Origin of the sequence: Clostridium sartagoforme (genome assembly GCF_004794105.1) — a bacterium.
Taxonomy (GTDB): domain Bacteria; phylum Bacillota; class Clostridia; order Clostridiales; family Clostridiaceae; genus Clostridium; species Clostridium sartagoforme_B.
Map to the genome: position 1 here is coordinate 24,300 of NZ_SRYR01000002.1, position 22,188 is coordinate 46,487.

Annotated in this window: 18 protein-coding genes; 16 read left to right on the forward strand and 2 right to left on the reverse strand. The window is 27.5% G+C overall.

What is annotated here, in order from left to right; all coding sequences use genetic code 11:
• Positions 1-175: 175 nt before the first annotated feature.
• The 16 genes from E5347_RS07075 to yaaA all read left to right on the forward strand — a co-directional run bounded on the left by E5347_RS07075 (position 176) and on the right by yaaA (position 20,688).
• The gene (locus tag E5347_RS07075) at positions 176-3,415 is read left to right on the forward strand and encodes a ligand-binding sensor domain-containing protein (RefSeq protein ID WP_136005910.1); all 3,240 of its coding nucleotides are present in this window, start codon (positions 176-178) and stop codon (positions 3,413-3,415) included.
• Positions 3,416-3,561: 146 nt separating this feature from the next.
• Positions 3,562-4,410 (forward strand): BglG family transcription antiterminator LicT, encoded by an 849-nt coding sequence (gene licT / locus E5347_RS07080; protein WP_136005911.1) that lies wholly within the window; start codon positions 3,562-3,564, stop codon positions 4,408-4,410.
• 166 nt (positions 4,411-4,576) lie between these two features.
• Entirely contained in the window at positions 4,577-6,646 is a 2,070-nt protein-coding gene (gene ptsG / locus E5347_RS07085) for a glucose-specific PTS transporter subunit IIBC (protein WP_136005913.1), read from the forward strand.
• Positions 6,647-6,771: 125 nt separating this feature from the next.
• Positions 6,772-7,437 (forward strand): PAQR family membrane homeostasis protein TrhA, encoded by a 666-nt coding sequence (gene trhA / locus E5347_RS07090; protein WP_136005914.1) that lies wholly within the window; start codon positions 6,772-6,774, stop codon positions 7,435-7,437.
• A 319-nt stretch (positions 7,438-7,756) separates the two neighbouring features.
• Positions 7,757-7,939, forward strand: a complete 183-nt coding sequence (locus tag E5347_RS07095) for an alpha/beta-type small acid-soluble spore protein (RefSeq protein WP_136005916.1) — start codon at positions 7,757-7,759, stop codon at positions 7,937-7,939.
• A gap of 316 nt (positions 7,940-8,255) precedes the next feature.
• On the forward strand, positions 8,256-8,609 hold the full coding sequence (locus E5347_RS07100) for a GntR family transcriptional regulator (protein WP_243109751.1): 354 nt from the start codon (positions 8,256-8,258) through the stop codon (positions 8,607-8,609).
• 10 nt (positions 8,610-8,619) lie between these two features.
• Complete coding sequence (locus E5347_RS07105; RefSeq protein WP_136005917.1) at positions 8,620-9,318, forward strand: ABC transporter ATP-binding protein; 699 nt, start codon at positions 8,620-8,622, stop codon at positions 9,316-9,318.
• A gap of 17 nt (positions 9,319-9,335) precedes the next feature.
• Positions 9,336-10,034, forward strand: a complete 699-nt coding sequence (locus E5347_RS07110) for a hypothetical protein (RefSeq protein ID WP_136005919.1) — start codon at positions 9,336-9,338, stop codon at positions 10,032-10,034.
• A gap of 11 nt (positions 10,035-10,045) precedes the next feature.
• Complete coding sequence (locus E5347_RS07115; protein WP_136005920.1) at positions 10,046-10,849, forward strand: DUF4097 family beta strand repeat-containing protein; 804 nt, start codon at positions 10,046-10,048, stop codon at positions 10,847-10,849.
• Between the two features lie 186 nt (positions 10,850-11,035).
• Complete coding sequence (locus tag E5347_RS07120; RefSeq protein WP_136005921.1) at positions 11,036-12,166, forward strand: metallophosphoesterase family protein; 1,131 nt, start codon at positions 11,036-11,038, stop codon at positions 12,164-12,166.
• Positions 12,153-14,879, forward strand: a complete 2,727-nt coding sequence (locus E5347_RS07125) for an ATP-binding protein (RefSeq protein ID WP_136005923.1) — start codon at positions 12,153-12,155, stop codon at positions 14,877-14,879. Before E5347_RS07120 ends, E5347_RS07125 begins: the two co-directional genes overlap by 14 nt.
• An 85-nt stretch (positions 14,880-14,964) precedes the next feature.
• A complete protein-coding gene (locus tag E5347_RS07130; RefSeq protein ID WP_136005924.1) occupies positions 14,965-15,909 on the forward strand; it encodes a metal ABC transporter solute-binding protein, Zn/Mn family in 945 nt (314 codons plus the stop codon).
• A gap of 433 nt (positions 15,910-16,342) precedes the next feature.
• Positions 16,343-18,145 carry a MutS-related protein gene (locus tag E5347_RS07135; protein WP_136005926.1) on the forward strand — a complete coding sequence of 601 codons (1,803 nt, stop codon included), beginning with the start codon at positions 16,343-16,345 and terminating at the stop codon, positions 18,143-18,145.
• A 145-nt stretch (positions 18,146-18,290) separates the two neighbouring features.
• Positions 18,291-19,208, forward strand: coding sequence for a 3'-5' exonuclease (locus E5347_RS07140; RefSeq protein WP_136005928.1), 918 nt, complete (start codon positions 18,291-18,293; stop codon positions 19,206-19,208).
• Positions 19,209-19,486: 278 nt separating this feature from the next.
• Positions 19,487-19,897 (forward strand): CBS domain-containing protein, encoded by a 411-nt coding sequence (locus tag E5347_RS07145; protein ID WP_136005930.1) that lies wholly within the window; start codon positions 19,487-19,489, stop codon positions 19,895-19,897.
• Between the two features lie 23 nt (positions 19,898-19,920).
• Positions 19,921-20,688 (forward strand): peroxide stress protein YaaA, encoded by a 768-nt coding sequence (yaaA, locus tag E5347_RS07150; protein ID WP_136005932.1) that lies wholly within the window; start codon positions 19,921-19,923, stop codon positions 20,686-20,688.
• 185 nt (positions 20,689-20,873) lie between these two features.
• Here yaaA and E5347_RS07155 read toward each other — a convergent pair whose 3' ends face one another.
• Complete coding sequence (locus tag E5347_RS07155; RefSeq protein ID WP_136005933.1) at positions 20,874-21,524, reverse strand: DUF1292 domain-containing protein; 651 nt, start codon at positions 21,522-21,524, stop codon at positions 20,874-20,876.
• A gap of 8 nt (positions 21,525-21,532) precedes the next feature.
• Entirely contained in the window at positions 21,533-22,186 is a 654-nt protein-coding gene (locus E5347_RS07160) for a PspA/IM30 family protein (RefSeq protein WP_136005935.1), read from the reverse strand.
• Positions 22,187-22,188: the final 2 nt, after the last annotated feature.

Sequence of the window (22,188 nt, forward strand, 5' to 3'; positions counted from 1 at the left end):
ATCAATATTAATAATATATGAATTTCAATTGATAATTTTGAATGATTTATTATTTTTCCGATATTACATGACATATTTATTGAATAAATGGCAATTTATATATATTATTTACCAAGATGTTTGATATAATATAAATGCGTTTATGGAAAATTTTATATTAAAAAGAGGATAGTTTATGAAGAAGTCTATAGTTAAAGTAATAGTTTGTTTTTCTTTTGTAATGACTATGATACTAAATACTAGTATTGAGGCACTTGCAATAATAAACAATGAGAAAAATATAAATTTTAAGAAAATAACTACTGAAAATGGCTTATCTCAAACCTCTGTTCAATATATATTTCAAGATAGTAAAGGCTATATGTGGATAGGTACTATTGATGGATTAAATAAGTATAATGGAAATAAGTTTGAGGTATACAGATATAATAAAGAAAAAGATACTAGTATTAGTGGCAATTATGTATCTGCAATTAATGAAGATTCTAAGGGCAACATATGGGTTGGAACTTCTAGGGGGGTAAATAAGATTGATGCTAAGACTAAGAAAGTTGAAAGCTATTTACCAGGAATTAATGGTTGCAATATTTCTGATCATAATGTTACGGAAATATTAATAGGTAAGGATGGAAGAGTATATGTGGCAACTACTAATGGAGTAAATGTTTATGATGAAGATACTAATAACTTTACTAACCTTTATCCATATGATAAGGAAAAGGGAGATAATAATTTAACTAGTCAATTTATTTATAGTATTGTTGAAGATAATGATAATAATATGTGGGTTGGAACTATTGATGGGTTAAATAGAGTAAATAAAGAAACAGGTGAAATAACAAAGTTCTATAAAAACAGTGAGAACTTAGCTATAAATGATAATTTTATTTACAAGTTATTTATAGATGATCTTAATAATTTATGGATTGGAACTGATGATGAAGGTATAAATAAGCTTGATTTAGATACATATACTATGGAAAGTTACACTCATGATGATAAGAATCCTAATTCAATAGCTGGAAATTCAATAAGATATATTTTAAAGGATAGTCGAGATATTCTCTGGTTTGGAACTGATAATGGATTAAGCAGAATGGATGAGGGAAGTACAGAGTTTGTTAATTATGACTCAAATATTTTTGATAATCAAAGTTTAGTTAGCAATGATATATTAAGCTTATTTGAGGATGAATCTGGAACCATATGGGTAGGTACATATGATGGTATTAGCTTGTTTAATATGGAGGCGGCTTTCAAAAATTACAGAAATAATCCTATGGAAACTAATTCATTAAGCAGTAATATGATGGCAGGCATATATGAGGATAATGATGGCCTTCTTTGGGTAGGAACAGTAAGTGAAGGTATAAATGTTATTGATAGAAAAAATGGTAAATTCTTAAGACATCAGAGCTCAGATAATGATAATTCATTAAGCAACAATAATATTAGGGATATAACAGGAATAGACAATGAAATATGGATAGCTACAGAAGAGGGTTTAGCAAAATATGATAAAAATACAAAAAAATTCACAGATTATTTCCAAGGAAATGATAAGAATTCATTAATCTCTAATGATATAAGAAGTCTTTATATAGATGATAAGGGAATTCTATGGATTGCAACAAAAGATGGAATATGTAGTTTTGATAGAGATAAGAAGTTTACATCTTATAGGGAGTTATTTTTAAAGAATGGAATAAGAGAAACCATGTTTTCAGATATAATTCAAGATAAAGATGGGGTATTTTGGATTGCATCCACCCTAAATGGGGGATTAATAAGCATGGATATAGATACTGATGAAGTTAAGATTTATAGAAATAATGAAGAGGATGATAAAAGTATAAGCTTTAATGCAATTAAATCTATAGCAGTAGATAGTGAAAATAATATTTGGATAGGAACACAATATGGACTCAATAAGTTAGATAAAGAAAGAAAAAATTTTACTAGATATACTGAAGAGGATGGACTAGCAAATAACTTTATTTATGGTGTGTTAGTTGATGAAGATGACAATGTATGGATGAGTACCAATAGTGGAATATCTAAGTTTGATATTACGAATGGAAAATTTATTAATTATGATGTAACTGATGGCCTTCAAGGTAATGAATTTAATGGATTTTCTTATTATAAAAATAAGAGTGGTGAAATGTTTTTTGGTGGTGTTAATGGACTAACATACTTTAATCCATTAGAGCTTAAGGAACAAAGTTATTTACCAAAAGTTCAAATAGATAGTATATATAGCAATGATAATGAGTATATAGAATTTGAAAATATTAATTTGAGTTATAAAAATAGTAATATACAATTTAATTTCTTTTTACCTGACTATAGAAATGTAGTGAAAATTCAATATGCATATAAATTAGCAGGGCTTGATGAAGAATGGGTAATGGCTGAAAATAGGAATTATGCAAGCTACACTAATTTAGATGCTGGAACATACACATTTATGGTAAAAGCAAGAAACAAATCAGGAGATTGGAGTGATCCTGAAACTGTTACATTTACCGTAAGGCAAAAGCCATGGAAGACACCCTTAGCTTATATAACTTATGGAATTACACTGTTTTTAGTAATATATTTAATCTGGAATAGGGTTAAGATACTAGATAGTCTAGTTGATCAAAGAACCTATGAGTTAAATAATAAGCTTAAAGAGAATAAGGAGCTTTATGATAAGCTAATTACAATTGAAAAATATAAAAATAATTACTTTGTTAACTTATCACATGAATTAAGGACACCTTTAAATGTAATTATTTCTATTGAACAGCTTTTATCCAAGTTGAGTAAGGATAAAAAGGAAGTTTCCAAGGAAAAATTAGAATATTATATGAGTACTTTAAGAAGAAATTCAGACAGACTACTTAATTTAATAAATAATATTATAGATACTTCTAAAATAGAATCAGGTTCATATAAGCTTATAATAAAAGAATATGACATAGTATATTTAGTAGAAGAAATAGTATTGTCAATGAAGGATTATATCGAAGCAAATGGTATAGAGTTAATTATAGACCCTGATGTTGAAGAAAAGATTATAGAATGTGATAAAAATGAAATAGAAAAGTGTGTAATAAATTTAGTTGGAAATGCAATTAAGTTTACAGAAGAAGGCGGAAAGATAGAAGTAAAGATTGCTGATCTTGGGGATAGTGTTAGGATTTCCATTAAAGATACAGGTATAGGAATAGATAAATCCCACTATGAATCCATATTTGATAGATTTGGACAAGCATATAATAATATATCAGAAGAATATGGAGGTAGCGGATTAGGATTAACATTAACAAAACAGTTAGTAACATTACATAATGGAAGTATATATGTAAAAAGTGAAGTTGGAGTAGGTAGTGAATTTATCATTATATTACCAGTTAGGCAAGGTTAGTTATAAGTTGACAGTGTAATTACACAGTGTTATTATTTTCTTAAGAAAAGGTAGATTGCTACTGAAGTTAGGTAATACCTAGATTAGGATAGAGGTTTTGTCCTAATTTAGGTATTTTATTTTTCTTAAAGCAAGGAGACGGATAAATGATAGTAGAGAAAGTATTGAACAATAATGTAGTTGTATCAATAGATCCTAATACGAAAAAAGAAGTTATTATTATGGGATCTGGAATTGCTTTTAATAGGGGAGTAGGTCAAGAAATTCAGGAAGATAAGATAGAAAAAATATTTGTAATAGATGATAAAAGAATGGGGAATAAGATAAAGAAGCTTATAAATCAAATTCCCGATGGAATCTTTGAGCTTGCTCATGAAATAATAGTGTATTCTAAAAAAGAATTAAATAGGAAACTAGATAATCAAATTTATATATCATTAGCTGATCACATAGCCTTTGCTATAAAACGTTATAGAAATAATGTTCAGATAAAAAATGACTTATTGGATGAAATAAGAAGAATTCATAGAGAGGAATTTAAAGTAGCTTTATGGGCAGTAGGGAATCTAAATAAGAAGCTTAAAATAAATCTACCAGAGGATGAAGCAGGATTTATTGCTCTTCATTTAGTAAATGCAAGCTATAAGGAAACAGCAAAAGAATCTATGATTAGTACTAAGATAGTTAAAGGTATTTTAAATATAATTAGATATTATTACTCTGTTGAATTTAATGAGGATGATTTAAATTATGATAGATTACTAACTCATTTAAAGTATTTTGCTAAGAGAGTAGTATCAAACAATCAAAATCAAGAAAGTAGTGGAGAATTTTTAGAAATAGCTAAAAATAGTTATAGCGAAGCTTATGACTGTGCAGAGAAGATAAAGGAGTATATAGAGGCAAACTACGATTATATAGTAAATAAGGATGAGCTAGTATACTTAACAATGCATATTCATAGAGTTATATCTGTTTTAAGAAGCCAAGTCTAATATGTAAAAAGTTTTAGAATGCCTATAATGGATAAATATTATATATAGGTGTTCTTTTTTTTGAATGTAATTTTAAATTTAAAAAGATTTCACAACAAAAGATAATATAATAATTTTTTTGAGTGCAATTTCAAAATTAGATTTCATAAATAATTAGGAGGATAAAATGAGAATAGTAACCTTACTAAAAAAATCATTTGGTGTGTTACAAAGAATAGGAAAATCTTTAACACTACCAATAGCTCTGCTACCTGTAGCAGGAATATTAATGGGATTAGGTACATTACTTGAAAATCAATATATACTAAATGCTTTTCCCATATTTGCAAGTGATGGCTTTCAACTTATAGCCAATATTATGTCATCAGCTGGTAGTATAGTATTTGATAACTTACCATTATTATTTGCTGTAGGAGTTGCAATTGGAATGTCTTCAGGAGATGGAGTAGCAGCCCTTGCAACTATAGTAGGATTTTTAGTAATGAATATGACAACTGGAATAATGGCAGGGGTAGATATAACTGAGGTTGGAACTAATCCAATGTATGCTACTGTTTTAGGAATACCTACTCTTCCAACAGGGGTATTTGGAGGAATTCTCATTGGAATAACATCTGCAATTATATATGAAAAATTTCATAATATAAGGTTACCAGAATTTTTAGGATTCTTTTCAGGGAAGAGATTTGTACCAGTAATAGCAGCTATTTCAGGAGTAGTACTTGGAATAATTTTAGCTATAATATGGCCTCCTATCCAAGGTGGATTATTAAGTTTTTCTAGATATATGATAGGAACAAATGAAACAATTGCAGCTTTTATTTTTGGATTAATAGAAAGAGCTTTAATACCTTTTGGACTTCATCACATATGGTACACTCCATTTTGGTATCAATTTGGAGAATATGTTAATTCAGCTGGACAATTAGTAGTTGGAGATCAAGCAATATTTTTTGCTCAATTAAAGGATGGAGTTGAATTTACAGCAGGTACTTTTATGACTGGAAAGTTTCCATTTATGATGTTTGGAATACCAGCAGCAGCTCTTGCTATGTATAATGAAGCTTATGATAGTAAGAAGAAATTAGTAGCTGGAGCACTACTTAGTGGGGCTTTAACATCTCTTATAACTGGAATAACAGAACCTATAGAGTTTATGTTTCTATTTGTAGCACCATTACTATTTGCTGTTCATTGTGTCTTTGCAGGTTTATCTTTTATGTTAATGCAACTTCTAAATGTAAAGATTGCTGTAACTTTTTCAGGGGGATTAATAGATTTTATTCTTCTTGGAGTAATTCCCAATAGAACTAATTGGTGGTGGGTTCTAATTATAGGAGCAGCATTTTTTATAATATATTATTTTGGCTTTAGATTTATTATAAGGAAGTTAGATTTAAGAACTCCTGGTAGGGAAGATGAAGATGAGGATATAAATATAGATATATCTGATGGAACTTTGGCAGCAGAAGTATTAAAGGCTCTAGGTGGAGCTAAAAATATAAAATATTTAGACTCCTGTATAACAAGATTAAGAGTAACAGTAAAAAAATTATCCTTAGTCAATAAAACTAAACTAAAGTCCCTTGGGGCTGTAGATTTTATGACTATTGGTAATAATATTCAATCTGTGTTTGGACCAAAATCAGATATGTTAAAAGAGCAAATAAAAGATATAATGGATGGTAAGGAAATAGTAGTTAAAAAGAAAAAAGAAATAAAGGAAATTGAAAGTGGAGTTAAAACTAAAGAAGAAATATATATTCCTATTTCAGGTAAGATTATAAGATTAGAAGAGGTACCTGATGAAATTTTCTCTATGAAATTAATTGGTGATGGCTTTGCTATAGACCCAAGGGAAAATATATTAAAATCACCTGTAAAAGGTATGATAATAACTCTTTCAAAGGAAATGCATTCAGTAACTATTAGAACTCTTGAGGGCTTTGATATTTTAATTCATGTAGGTATAGATAGTTTAAAACTAAAAGGAAAAGGCTTTAAAGCCTTTGTTCAAGAGGGAGATATAGTTAAACCAGGTGATGATTTAATTGAATTCTCACTTGATGTATTAAGGGATGAAGCTACATCTCAAATTATACCAGTAATTTTTAAAGGGCTTAGTAAAGATAAATTTATTTACTTTAAAAATAATACTGAAGTTTCTTCAGGAGAAGTAAATAAGGTGGAAATACATGAGAAAGATAAGAATAATATAATTGAAAATGGAAAGTAATTAAACTATATGTTTTAAATTTCTGATATTTTATTAAAATAATTCCATTAACTTTTAAGTTTATAAGAATATATTGATATAAGGAATTAATTTGAACATAGATATTATTCGAAAGTGAGGAATTTATGGATAGTAAAAAAAATGAAGTTTTATATAACTTTTATACAAAGGGAGAGGAAATAGCAAATGCAGTGACTCATGGAGTTGGAGCCATACTTGCAATAGTAGGAAGTGTATTTTTAATAATTGCTGCAGCAAAAACTAAAAATGGATATGCTTTAACTGGTGTGTGGGTATATTGTATTTCTCTAATAATATTATATTTAGGATCTACTTTATATCATAGTATTCCAGGGAAGATGGTAAAAAGAGTACTTAGGATATTAGATCATGCATCTATATATCTTTTAATAGCAGGAACTTATACTCCAATTATTTTAATATTAATGAATAGCGATAAAAAATCAATGCAATTATTACTAGTAATATGGGGAATTGCTTTACTTGGAATAATATTCAAAGCTTTTTGGGTAGATAGATTTAATCTATTTTCAACTATTCTCTATATTTTAATGGGATGGATAATTGTAATTAATATTAAAACAGTACTTCTTCTAGTACCATTTAATATTCTAATGTTTATAGTACTGGGCGGAATAGCATATACAGTGGGATGTATATTTTATGCAGCAGATAAGATGCCCTACAATCATTTCATATGGCATTTATTTGTACTTACAGGCAGCGCATTACATTATGTAGCTATATTTTTAGGAATCCTCTATATATAGTTATAAGGAAATTCGAAGTGTTCTATTAATTAAAGAATGAAAAAATTAAAAAATGAAAGAATGATTATAAAAAATATTTATAGATTTTTTATAAGGGAATCTTTAGAGTAAAAGAGGTTTTGAATAGCAAAACCTCTTTTTTCATTCTTTCATTTCTTCATTTAAAATGCTTCGCATTTTAAAAATGTGCTAACTAATCCATGAATTACTAGGAATATAAAAACAGGCTGTGGTTAAGATAATAGTGTAAACATCAAAGCTTTAAATAAAAATTATTAAAAGCTGTTTACGAATTAATCAGCCAAAGGAGGAATTACAAATGGCAAAAACATTAGTTCCAGAAGCAAAAAAAGGATTAAGCGCATTCAAGAATGAAGTTGCAGCAGAGTTAGGAGTTCCATTTAGCGAATACAATGGAAACCTATCATCAAAACAATGTGGTTCCGTTGGTGGCGAAATGGTTAAAAGAATGGTGGAACAATACGAAAATTCAATAAAGTAACCACAGAATCGTATTAGTAACTAAGGTAATTAATAGGATGGATATACCGCCAAAGAATTTAGTAGTTACACCGTTCTAAAAGGGAGAAGCTTTTTTGTAATAAAAGTAAATTTTATTACAAGGGGCTTCTTTCTTTTTGTGTAAGTAAATATATTTATATAGGATGGAAAATATAGTTATTTAACGGAATAATGAGATAATTTAATGTAATGAATGAATTTGGGGATATATGAACTAAAATGAAAATAGCAAGAAAGACTGCATTAGTGTATTATACTATTAGTACACTAATACAGAATGGAAGGAGATAAAATTTGTGCTTGAGTTAAATTCTAAAGAGCCTATATATCTTCAAATTATTGCATATATGAAAAAGAAAATAGTATCAGGAGAGCTAAAGGGAGGAGAAAGAATCTTGTCAGTAAGAGAATATGCCAGTGAAATAAAGGTTAATCCAAACACTATACAAAAGGTCTATTCTGAACTTGAAAATGAAAACTTAATATACACTCAAAGAGGAATAGGAAAGTTTGTTACTGAAGATGAAAATACAGTAAATAATTTAAGACAAGAATTATTTAATGAAGCTATAGATAAATTTATTGAGGATTCAAGGATATTAGGTTTTACCAAAGATAAGATTATAGCAATAATATCTGAGAGATATTAGGAGGAGTAATATGAGTAAAGTTTTAGAGGTCAATAATGTTTACAAAAGAATAAAAGGAAAGTCGATTTTAAATGGTGTTACATTAAGTGTTGAACAAGGAAGGGTTCTTGGGATTATGGGACCTAATGGGCAAGGAAAAACAACGTTATTAAATGTAATACAAGGTTTTTTGAAAGTTAATAAAGGTGAGATTTTTATAGATGGAAATGCTATAAACACCAATTCTAAAGAAAGTATTGCATATTTACAAGATAAAAATATTTTTCCTAAATCAATGAAAATAAAAGAAGCTATTTCTTTGTATGGAAATTTCTTTGAAGATTTTAATGTTGATAAAATGAATTATTATTTGGAGTTTATGAATTTAGATAGAAACTCTAAAATTAAAGATTTATCAAAGGGAATGAGTGAAAAATTTAATTTATCATTAGTTTTAAGTAGAAAAGCTAAACTATATTTATTAGATGAACCTATTTCAGGTGTAGATCCTGTATCTAGAGAAAAAATATTAGATGCAATATTAGAGAATCTTTCTGAAGAAAGCTCTATGATTATTACAACACATTATATTGGAGAGCTAGAAAGAATATTTGATGATGTTGCCTTTTTAGGAGATGGAAGAATTATAGAATATGATGAAGCTGAAAACCTAAGAGCAAAGTATAATGCTTCTATAGATGAAGTTTATAGAAAAATATTTTCTGAATAAAGATAAGGGGTAATAATATGAAAAATATAATTAATATAATCAAATATAACTTTGCTAAATATAATATGGGAGTAGGAAAAGTTTTCTATATTATTGGACTTATATTAATTTTATTAGTTAATATAAGTACTTTTACAAGGATACCTTATGTATCTGAGATACTTTCTTTTATAAATATAGGTTTTGTAGCAACATTCTTAGCAGTGAATTTTATAACATCAATAGTAATTTTTTATAAGCAAGTTTCTAGAGAGGAAGGAAGGCTTATATTTACTTTTCCAATTAAATCTTGGGAGTTTATTATGGCTAAATTTATTGAATTTATAATAATTCAAGGTGGGTTTGCAGTGATAGTTTATTTGTTTTCCTTAATATCAGCAAATTCAGTATCTAGCTTGGTAAGACTAGTAAGTATTTCTACAGCCCTTGGAACTATTGTAGCATATATTTTTATAGCTTCTTTTACAGTTATTTTTTCATCTTATTTTAGCAATGTTGTTTTAGTAACCTTAGCTGTAATATTTGGTGGGGGATTTATACAAAGTATAGTTGAAGGAGTTATATGGGCAGTTACAAGAGTATTCCCTTATGTTTATATGAGGGTTGGAACTCTTATAGAAGTAGACCTTATTAAAACCTTATTAAGCCTGGCATGGACAGGAGTACTAGTTTATATGGCAATATATCATCTAGATAAGAAGCTAGATATAATTTAGGGGGAATTGATATGAAAAATGTATTAAAAATAATAATGGCATTATCTTTAGCTACCATGCTTACAAGTTGTGGAATTTCTTTTGGAGTAGAGAGCAGAAGATCTTCAAACTGGTCATCAGGCTCATCTTCAAACTCAGCTAGGGAAGAAGTAAACTTAAGTGAAGATATAAGTGATGTTAATAAAATTAGCATGAGAATTGATGTAAGTGATTTAAATGTAATTTATCATGATGGAAGTAATGTTGAGATAACTGGAGAATTAAGCAGTTATTCTAGGGGAATAGATGTAAATAAAAGTGGAAGTACTTTTGAAATAGTAGAAGAAACAAAGAAATCTACGAACTTAGGATCTAATAATTATAGTGAGCTTCTTATAAAAATACCTAGGAGTTTTAATGGTGATTTAAAATTAGATTTTGGTGTAGGAACTTTTAATGTTAGTGATTTAGTATTAAATAATGTTGAAGTTGAAGCTGGAGTTGGTAACGTAAGCTTAGATGGTATAAGTTTTAATAGTTTAGACTTAGAAAGTGGAGTAGGATCTGTTTCTTTAGTTACTAAGGAAAAGACAGGAGACATTTATATAAGTGGTGGTGTAGGTGAAGTTGATGTTGAACTTGGAAATATCAATGGAAATCTTAAGTTTGAAGGTGGAGTAGGTAGCGCAGATTTTAAAGTCCCTGTAGATGCACCTATTAGTATTAATAGTAAATCAGGATTAGGAGATGCAAATATTAAGGCTAAAACATCTAATGAGGGAAAATATACCTTTGACTTAGAAGTTGGGCTTGGAAACGTTACTGTTAGAAATTAATTATTAATAGTCTTTAGGTAATTAAATAAGAGATTAAAAAGAATGAAGGAATGAAGGAGTTTTTACTTAACATTTTTTCATTCTTTCATTTTTTCATTCTTTAATTAAAGGGCGCTGTTTTTATTGTATAAAGGACTAAAGAGTGATAAAATAGAACAAAAGTTCGTTAGAAATTAAGGTGATGAAATGAAAAAAGTTAAGATATTACAAGCTGGAGATTTACATTTTGATACGCCATTTAAAGATTTAGATAAAAATATATCTGCTGTAAGTAAAGAGGAATTATTAGAAGTTTTTAGAAGAATTATTGACATTGCAATAGAGGAAGCTGTGGATATCTTATTATTAACTGGTGATATTTTTGATAATATGACAGTAAATAAGAAGACTCTTATATTTATAAAAAATCAATTAGAGAGACTTAATAAAATTAAGGTATTTATTTCACCAGGTAATCATGATCCTTATTTTGCAAAGTCCTTTTATAAAATGATTAGCTGGCCAGACAATGTTTATATATTTAAAGGTGGCTTAGAAAGTGTATTATTAGAGGAATTTAATTTAGCTATATGGGGAGCTGCCTTTAATAGTCATCATGTACGAGAAAGCTTAATTAAAGATATAAGAATAGATGAGAAATATACAAATATTATGGTTATTCATGGGGATATATCTAATACTGAACAAGGCAATGAGTATAATCCTATTACATTAAAGGATATTAGGGAGAGTAAGCTTGATTATATAGCTATTGGTCATAGACATAATTTTAGTGGAATACTTAGAGAAGGAAATACTTTTTATGGTTATGCAGGATGTCCTCAAGGAAGAGGCTTTGATGAATTAGAGGATAAGGGAATTATAATAGGTGAAGTAAGTAAGGGAGCTGTAAATCTAGAGTTTTTAAGGACTTCTAAGAGAAATTACTATATTAGAGAAATAGATATAAGTAATTTAGAGGGATACCATGAAATCAGAGAGAAAATACTGTCTTCAATTTCTGAAGAAGAAAGAAAAAATAACTTCTATAAAATAACTCTAAAAGGTGAAGTGGATACTTATTTAAGAATTAATGAAGAAGTAATATTACAGAATATTAAAGATGATTTTTATTATGTAAAGGTAATTGACAAGACTGATATTAAGTTAAACTTCGATGAAATAGCTAAGGATTATTCTATTAAAGGAGTTTTTGCTAAGAAACTTTTAGAGCAAATTAAAGAAGAGGAATCTGAAAAAGAAGTATTAAAAATGGCACTAAAGCTTGGAATACAATCTTTATCACAGGAGGAAGTGAATTTAAATGATTATAAATAAGTTAAATATTATTTCCTTTGGTGGGTTAAAGGATAGGGTAATAGAATTAACAGACAATGTTAATTTAATATATGGAGAAAATGAAAAAGGAAAAAGTACTATTCAAAACTTTATTAGAATTTGGCTTTATGGAATGAATTCTAAAAGAACAAAGGATATAAAAAGCAATGATAGACTTAGGTTTATGCCTATAACTGGAGAGAAAATAAGAGGTGAGCTTTATATAACTCATAATAATAGAAGTTATATAATTAGTCGTAGTTTTGGAGCAACTAAGAAGGAAGATACTTCTGAAATTATTGACTTTGAAACAGGAGAGGAAATATTAGATATTCCTAAGGATGAACCAGGAAGATATTTTTTCAATGTAAATTCTCAAACTTTTTATAAAACATTATTTATTAATCAGTTAGGTGTATCAATATCTAGGGATAAAGAAGAAGAAATAATAGATAAGGCGGCAAATTTACTAAATAGTGATGGTGATAATGTATCAGTACAAAAAGCTCTTGAAAAGCTTGAAGCTATAAGAAAGTCTATAACTACACCAAGGAAGACTGGAGAGTTAGATATTTTAAGAAATAAGCTTGAATCATTAAATACTGAAAGGTACGAGGGATATAGATTATCAAAAGAAAATATAGATAAGGAAGAACTTTTAATATCATTAAGGGAAAGAAGAAAAGAAACTAGAAGAGAAATAAATAATCTAGATATTTATAAAAAATATATAAAGAAAGTGAAACTTCGTAAGGAGTATGAAGATATAACAGAGTATTTACGAAGAAAAGAAGAATTAAAATTAAAAGAGAAGTCAATTGAAAAGAGCATTTCATCAAGAAGTGGAATAATTGATGAGGGAATAATAAGCGATATAAAAAATGAAAATTCTTTATACTTAAGATTATTAGATATGAAGGCTGAAGAAGAAAGAAAATTAAAAGAAAATAAAGAAATGTATTCTAATACTATGGAAAGTTTTAAAGGCTTATCTTTTATAGATAGTTTAACTAGTGAAGAAAAAAATAAGTTTATAAAGGCAACCATGGAGAGGGATGCATTAAAAGAAAAAATAGATACATTTGAAGTTTTAAATAAGTCTATTGAAGAAATAAAAAATGATATAGGAAATAAAGAAAAGTTAATAGGGGAGTCTATAAATTTTAAGGATGTTAGAGAAGAAATTAGAGATGTTTTAATTAAGTATGAGGAAAAATTAAAAGAGCTTAAGTTTAAGGCAGAAAGTTATAATAATAAAGAAGAAGCCAGTAGTTCTGTAGGCACTTCTAAAAACCTTACCTATTTAGCAGTAGTACTAGTTATTATTTCAGCTGTACTTATTATTTTTAAGATAAATATATTTATTTCAATAGGATCATTAGGGGCATTAGCCTTAGTTTTATTTAGAATAATATCCTTAAAAATTAATTCTAGTAGTAAGAATAATGTTAATATTAGTATTAAAGAATTAAAAGATGAAATAGAAGACTTAGAAAGAGAAATCTTTAAATATACTAAGTTAGTTTCTGCTAGTTCCTATGAAAACTTTATTAAGAAGTTAAAGCTTTTTGATGATTACAATTTATATGTTGAAAAGCAAAATGTAAAGATAAGAGAAAAAGAAGCACAAATTAGTGTACTAAATATAGACCTGGCTAAAGAGAATTTTTTAATTAATGAAAAATATATAAGTAATATTTTGGAAGTATCAGAGGCAAAGGATATAAATGAAGTTATACTTATGTTTGCCAAGTATGAGGAAGTAAATAAGGAAGTATTGGCTTTAAAAATAGATATAGAAAAAGAAGAAAAATCAATTGAGAAGTTAAAGAATGAATTAGATATAAGGGAAAAGAGAATAAGAGAAAAATTAGATAATGTTGGACTTTCTGATATAGAATTATCTGAAGTAGAAGAAAAATTATTAGAGCTAAAGGAAAAGCTTAAACAAAGAGAAGATATATTAAAAAGCTTAGAAAGTATAAATGCTGCTTATGAAGCATTAACTAAAGATAAGGATATAGATTCTATAAAAGAAGAGCTAAAAGATATAATTAATGAAAATATTAATTACTCTTACTCATCAGAAGAAGAAATAGATAATCAAGTTTCTATAAAATCTAATGATTTAATAGAAATAGAAAAAGAAATTAAGGATGTTGAAAATTATTTAAATAATAGGTTTATTGGGAAGAGGACAATACCTCAAATTGAAGAAGAAATAAATGAAGTTAAAGATAAAATAAAGAAGCTAGAACTACTATTAAAATCCTGTGAAATAGCAATTGAAAATATGAATGAAACTATAAGAGAAGTTAGGGGGAACTTTGGAAGTGTTTTAAACTCTAATGTTATAGATTACTTTAAAAAGATAACGAATAATGAATATAGCGATGTTATGGTAGCAGATTCTTATGATATGAAAGTAAGAAAAGGAAAAGAAATACTTCCAGGAGGGGTATTAAGTAATGGAGCTAATGATCAGCTATACTTATCTTTAAGACTTTCATTTATTGATATGATTTATAAGGGGGTAGAATATCCTCTTATAGTAGATGAGGCCTTCGTTCAATATGATGATTTTAGAATAGAAAGAGCATTAGATATGTTGCTTAGTACTAATTTTGCTCAGCTAATTATATTTACATGTCAGCAAAGAGAAGAAAATATATTTAATAATAAGAAGGTTAAATTCAATTATATTAATTTATAATAATGGGAATAATAGTATTGACAAGAAGAGGCAAAGATTATAGAATTATATTAGAAAATGCAAATCATTTGCAAAGAGGTGTAATATGAAGAAAAAAATTATAAGCCTTGGGTTTATACTAGTACTATTATTTTCATTATCAGCATGTGAAAGTAAAGATTTAGAAAAAAATGATGGAGAAAGATTAAGGGTTGGAGTAACTATTAATCCACTTAAAGATTTTGCTGAAGCAATAGGTGGAGATAAGGTAGAAGTTTTTTCTATAATTCCAGATGGTAGTGATGCTCACAGCTTTGATCCAAAACCTAAGGACCTAAAGGATTTAATAAATACAGATATGTTTTTATATAACGGTCTTGAAATGGAAGAGTGGATAGACTCGGTATTAGGAACAATTGAAGGAAAAGATATAAAAATAGTTGAAACTAGCAAAAATATAGATGCTATGAACATATCAGAAGAAGATGACCATTCTCATGAAGATATGGATGAAGAATCTTCAGAAGAACATAATCATGGAGGAAAAGACCCCCATGTTTGGCTTAGCTTAATTGATGCAATAAAGCAAGCTGAAAACATAAAAGACGCTTTTGTTGAAGTAGATCCAGACAATAAAAACTATTATGAAGATAACTTCGAAAAGTTAAAAAAAGAGTTTACAGATTTAAATAGTGAATATGTTAATAAGTTTAATACTTTAACTAACAAGGACTTTGTAACTGGACATGCAGCTTTTGGATATCTTTGTAGGGATTTTGGTCTAACTCAAAAAAGTATAGCTGATGTTTTTGGAGAAGGTGAATTAACTCCTAAGAACTTAGAAGCTTTAATTAATTATTCTAAGACTAATAATGTAAAAACTATATTTAGTGAAGCTACAGCAAGTGAAAAAGAAGCTGAGACATTAGCTAAAGAAGTAGGAGCAAAGGTAGTTAAGATATATAGCTTAGAAACTAAGGAAGATAATATGAGCTACTTAGAAGGCATGAAGTATAATCTTGAAACTATATACAGCAACTTGAGCAATTAACAATTAGAAATTAATAATGAATAATTATGGAGGTAATTCCTACGGAATTACTGAAAAATATATTGATTTTAAAAACTCCTTCGGGAGTTTTTTTTGTTAATTATCATTAATGCATCATAATTATCAATTATCCATTATTCTAGTTTTTTTTATTATTAATTTTTAGTTTATTGTCAATAATCTATAAGTAGGGGATTAGTTCTTCTAACCTTCAGATGGAGTAGGCATCCTGTACTCTGTGAAAGTGATTCACACAAAATACAAGATTTTGGTTATCTACTTTTTAAGAAAACTCCACCTGAAGATAAGAACCACTTTATAAAGTAAAATTTAAATTAACTATTAGATAGAATATAAAATATGGTAAAATAACTATAGTGTTAGATGAAATGTAAAATTTGCTTAAATAACTACAGTGAGGTGATGTGAGAATATGAGTAAGGCTCTTAATTTTTATGAAGAAGAAATATTAAAGGGTGAAAAGAAGGTTAATGAGTTAAATTCAATAATATCTAAATTATCTATTTTAAGGTTAATTATTATGCTTTTAATAGTGGGGGCAGGATATTATTTTTATAAACAAGAGAATTTATTATTCATGGGGGCAGCAATAATAATTGGATTTTTAATTTTTATTGTAGTTGCATTTTTCCACAATAAAAAGATTAATGAGAAAAATTATGAAGAAATATTTTTAGCTATAAATAAAAGAGGAATAAATAGAATTAATGGAAACTTTAAAGAAGAAGATCAGGGAAAAGAATTTATAAATGATGATCATAACTTTACTAGTGATTTAGATATCTTCGGAAGGAATTCATTATTCCAAATGATTAATTCGACTAAAACTAAATTTGGTAGAAATAAATTATTTGAAATACTATCCATTAAGGATAAAGTTTCTAGAGAAGAAATCAATAAAAGACAAGAAGCCATAAAAGAGCTAGGGAAAAAAGTTAAATGGAGACAAAATCTTGAAGCTCAAGCTACTTTAAGAAAAAGTGGAGTTAAGGATGTAAGTGATTTAATAGAGTGGAGCAAAAATTCAAGTCCAGTTAAGTTGTGGTTTAAGATAGTTCCATATATGTTTATTGCACTTACTGTAGCATCTATTATTCTAGTTATTTTAAGAATGTTACCTGTAAGTTATTTAATACTAGTATTTATTATAAATTATGCTGTAGTTAATGTTATAACTAAGGATTTAAAAAGCGTTATAAATTTATTTAGCAGCCATAAAAAAGATATAGAAGCCTTTACTAATTTATTAAAGCTTATAGAAGATGAAAATTTTGAATCAAAGCTATTAAAGGGCTTAAAGGAAGAATTAAAAGTAGAAGGAACTCCAAGCTATAAGGAGATGCAAGGATTAAAGAGTTTAGTTGATTGGATAGGGGATAGTAGTGCTAATGCTTACTACTTACTATTAAATGTAACTATATTATCAGATGCATTTATATTAAGAAACCTTGAAGAGTGGAGAATGAAAAATGGTAAGAAGCTTGAAGTTTGGCTTAAGATAATGGGAGAGTTTGAGGCTTTAAGTAGTATTGCAAATTTAGATTTTGATTTTGAAAGTTGGTCTTACCCTACTATAGAAGATACTGATATAGTTATGGGGACTAAAATGGCTCATCCAATGCTTGGTGAAAGGGCTGTATCTAATAGCTTTTCATTAGCTAGGGTAAATGGGAAGTATAGAAAGGTTGCTTTAATTACTGGATCCAATATGTCTGGTAAAAGTACCTTCTTAAGAACTGTTGGATTAAATTTAGTTTTAAGCTATATAGGAGCGCCAACTTGCTCTAATAAATTTAGCTGTGGGATATTTAATATATATACTTGCATGAGGACTAAGGACAATTTAGAAGAAAGTATATCTTCTTTCTATGCTGAAATATTAAGAATAAAATTATTAATAGAAGCAGCTAAAAATGGAGAAAAAGTATTCTTCTTACTAGATGAGATTTTTAAAGGAACTAACTCTAAGGATAGACATGAAGGTGCTAAGGTTCTAATAAATCAATTAGTGAATAATAAGGCAATGGGATTAGTATCCACACATGATTTGGAGTTATGTGACTTAGAGCTAACAAGGCCATGGCTTAAGAATTATAACTTCCAAGAGCATTATGAAAATAATAATATTAAGTTCGATTATAAACTTAGAGAAGGTAGAAGTGAAACTCAAAATGCAGTTCATTTAATGAAATTAGCAGGAATAGATTTTAAATGATTAAATATTGGAGTTGTTGAATAATGGATTATCTTCCTTATCAACAACTTCTTTTATTTTTTTAGAGGATTTATGCAAAAATAAGTGAAGAAAATTGAAAAATATGGCATAATATACATATGAGTAATGTATGTGAGGTATAAAGATGGCATTTATAGTAATTGATTTAGAATTTAACAACTTAGAGGGAATACATAGATATTATCCAAATATTTTTGCTGAAAAACCTGAGCTGAAAAGTTTAGAGTTAGATAATGAAATTATAGAAATAGGGGCAATTAAATTAGATAACTATATGAAACCTTTAAAGGAATTTAAGGCGTATATAAAGCCTGAGGTAATTCCAATTCTTAATCCTAAAATTTCTGAAATAACAAATATTACCGAAGATGATTTAAAAGATGGATTAACATTCGAAGAGGGAATAGAAAAACTCCAGGAGCTAATAGACGAAGGTGATATTATATGTTCTTGGGCAAAGGATGATATTATTGAAATTATTAATAATGCAGTTTTCTTTAAGTATAATAATTTAAATTGGCTAAAAAATTATTTAGATTTGCAAGAGTACTCTACAAAGATTTTAGGAAAGAAAAAATCATTAAGTTTGAAAAGTGCTTTAGATGAATTAAAAATTAAAGTTGATAATAGCAAATTACATGATGCCTTAAATGATGCAGTATATACCTCAGAAGTATTTAAGAGAATTTATAACTCTAGGGTATTGAAAAATTATATTATTAAAGATATTTATAATATGCCAGCAGTAGATATTGAGAATATAAATGAATATAAGTTAGATAGAGAAAAGATAATAGCAAAGTGTCCAAGGTGTAATGTGAATCTAGAAATTGAACATGATTTTGTTCCATTAAAATGGAGATTTTTATCTATAGGAAAATGTCCCAAGTGCAATAATAGAGTTGTTAATGAGATTGTAGTTAAAAAGACCTTTAGTGGAGAAGAAGTGTATAAAGAAGTTTCTACTATTGTAGATGAAATAGAATATATGAACTATAACTATAAAGTTAAAAAAGTGGACAATAAATTAATTAAATCTTAAAATTCAGTGAGCATAAAACAATTACATTGTAAATATGTTAAAATAGAGATAAGTTTCAATTAATAATCTACGCTTTAAATTTTATAAATTATAAGTAAAAAATATTTTAAAAGTAAATTATATCAATTGAAACTATATCTTTTGATTCTATATAAGTTGTTAAGATAACTTTATATATTGAATACTTTTAACATAAAAAATAAATTAATAAAAAGTATAAGCTTTATTACAACTTATATGACTTTGTTTTAAATAAGAGTATGGGGGAATGATGAAATATGAATATAGCATTTTTTTTAACGCCTAAAAATGAGGTTATATATGAATATTTAGATGCAACCATGAGACAAGTTATTGAAAGAATGGAACATCACGGGTATACAGCAATTCCTTTAATTGATAAGGATGGAAAGTATGTTGGGACATTAACTGAGGGAGATTTACTTTGGAAGCTTAAGAATACTCCAGATTTAAACTTTAAGAATACAGAAAATGTTAGAATAATAGATATACCAATGAAAAGAAAACATAAAAGCGTTTCAATTAATTCAAATGTAGAAAGTCTTATTTCACTTGCAACAAGCCAAAATTTCGTCCCTGTAGTAGATGATGAGGGAATATTTATTGGAATAATAAAAAGAAGTGATATAATAAATTATTGCTACAATGAAATGAATAAGAAAAAATAATAGAGAATAAAAGGAGATTAATTATGATAATTGTTGTTTCTCCTGCAAAAACTTTAGACTTTAAAGAAAAGAATAGTAATTTACCTATGACTGAACCTAGGTTTTTAGAAAGATCGCAGGAAATAATAAATGAAATAAAAAACTACAGTAGCTATGAATTAGAAAAACTTATGAAAATAAGTACAAAGTTAGCTACGTTAAATGAAGAAAGATTTGGGAAATGGACACCATCTTTAGATACTGCTAAACAAGCATTATTAGCCTTTAAAGGTGATGTTTATATGGGGATGGATGTAGGAAGCTTTAGTGATTCCAATTTGTTTTATGCAAATGATCATTTAAGAATATTATCGGGTCTTTATGGAGTATTAAGACCTTTTGATGGAATAAAAGAATATAGACTAGAAATGGGAACTAAACTTAAAGTAAATGATTCAAAAGATTTATATGGATTTTGGAAAAATGAATTAGTAGAATGTTTAGTAAATGATTTAAAAAATCATAAGAATAAGACTATTATCAATTTAGCTTCATATGAGTACTTTAAGTCAGTAGAAAATATAGAAAATAATCCTAATGTTAATATTATAATTCCAGTTTTTAAAGAGCTTAGAGGAGATGAATATAAGATAATAGCCTTTAATGCTAAAAAAGCTAGAGGAATGATGAGTAGATATATAATTCAAAATGAAATAGAAGATATTGAAGAACTTAAGAAGTTTGATGTGGATAACTATGCATTCAATGAAGAACTATCTACAGAGAAGGAACTAGTATTTACTAGGGAATAGTTTTAAAATGCTTAGCATTTTAAAATGAAAAAATTAATAGAATGAAAAAATGAAGGAAGAGGTTTTGCAATGCAAAACCTCTTTTGTTTTAAAGATTTACTTATAAAAAATCTGTAAGGATTTTTTATAGGCATTCTTTCATTTTTTAATTTTTTCATTCTTTCATCCATAAAATGCTTCGCATTTTATGACGCTTGTTCATATGCTTCTACAACTAAGTTGAATTCATCTTCATCAGTGATTTCACCGAAGTCATCAGATGAGATTCCAGGATAGTAATATAATATTAGCTTATCATTTGAATCCATTAAGTTTTCAAGAGCTATATATAGTCTATCTAATTCACAGTTTTCAATTGTAGCTAATACTTTATATCTACTAGATCTCCCAGTATCATTGTTAGTTAAGTTTAAAATAAAGTCTTTATGAAGTCTAACGTTAATTTTAGATTTATCACAACTTTTTATAAAGGAGCTTGATCTACAACCACTGCAGCTTCTAAAACTACATTCTTTTATACAATTTAGGCAAGTACATTTAGAACAATTGCTTAATTGGTTAAAAGCTTCTAAATTATCTTGCTTATATCTTGTTAATTGAGATACTGTATCATCCTTTTTAAAAAGACTAAACTTTTTATTTTTATCCTTATATTCAGCATCATTAAGCAATTCTATATATTTTGTTAAGATAGGCAACTTAGAATAATACTTTCTTTTCTTTAATATACTGTCATCAAGAAAGGGTGAAACTTCACTTATAGCATAAGTTACATCTGTATAAGTTTTACCTACAGTTTCCCTTTCTTTAGTTATAAATTCAATTGTATTAGCCATATAAGCACCTAGTTATTATTCTTATATTTTTCAAGTTCTAAATCTAAGTCAACTGCATCTAAAGATTCAAATTCACTATCAAATGTATCAATATCTCTAAGTTCACCTAGGCCATTAGCTAAAGATTCCTTCTTTTGAATCTTTCTTTCTATGCTATCAATTTGAATTGAATTAGATTTAGTTTGTACATTAGTAAGAACTTCATTGATTTTTTGGCTAGCTTCAGCATTACTATATCTTGCAGCAGCTTCATCTCTGTAATTTCTTGTTTTATTTAACTCAGCTTCTAAAGCAGCTAAGTTTTTCTTGATAGCATCAGCTTGAGTTCTGGCAGCATCATAACTTGTCTTTAATGAGTCACGTTTCTTTTCAGATTCAATCTTTCTAGCTAAAGCTCTTTTTGCTAAATCTTCATTGTTTTTAGATAGAGCAAGTTTAACTTTATCTTCGTAATCCTTAACTTCAATTTCACTTGCATCAAGTTTTTTCTTGATTTCATGTGCATTACCGATGATTTGTGCAGAGTTAAGCTTAGCTGTATTTAATTGTGATTCCATATCTCTTATTTTTTGATCTAGTAATTCAATTGGATTTTCCATTTCATCTAAAGTAGAATTAACCTTTGATTTTAACATATTTGACATTCTTGTGAATATTCCCATAT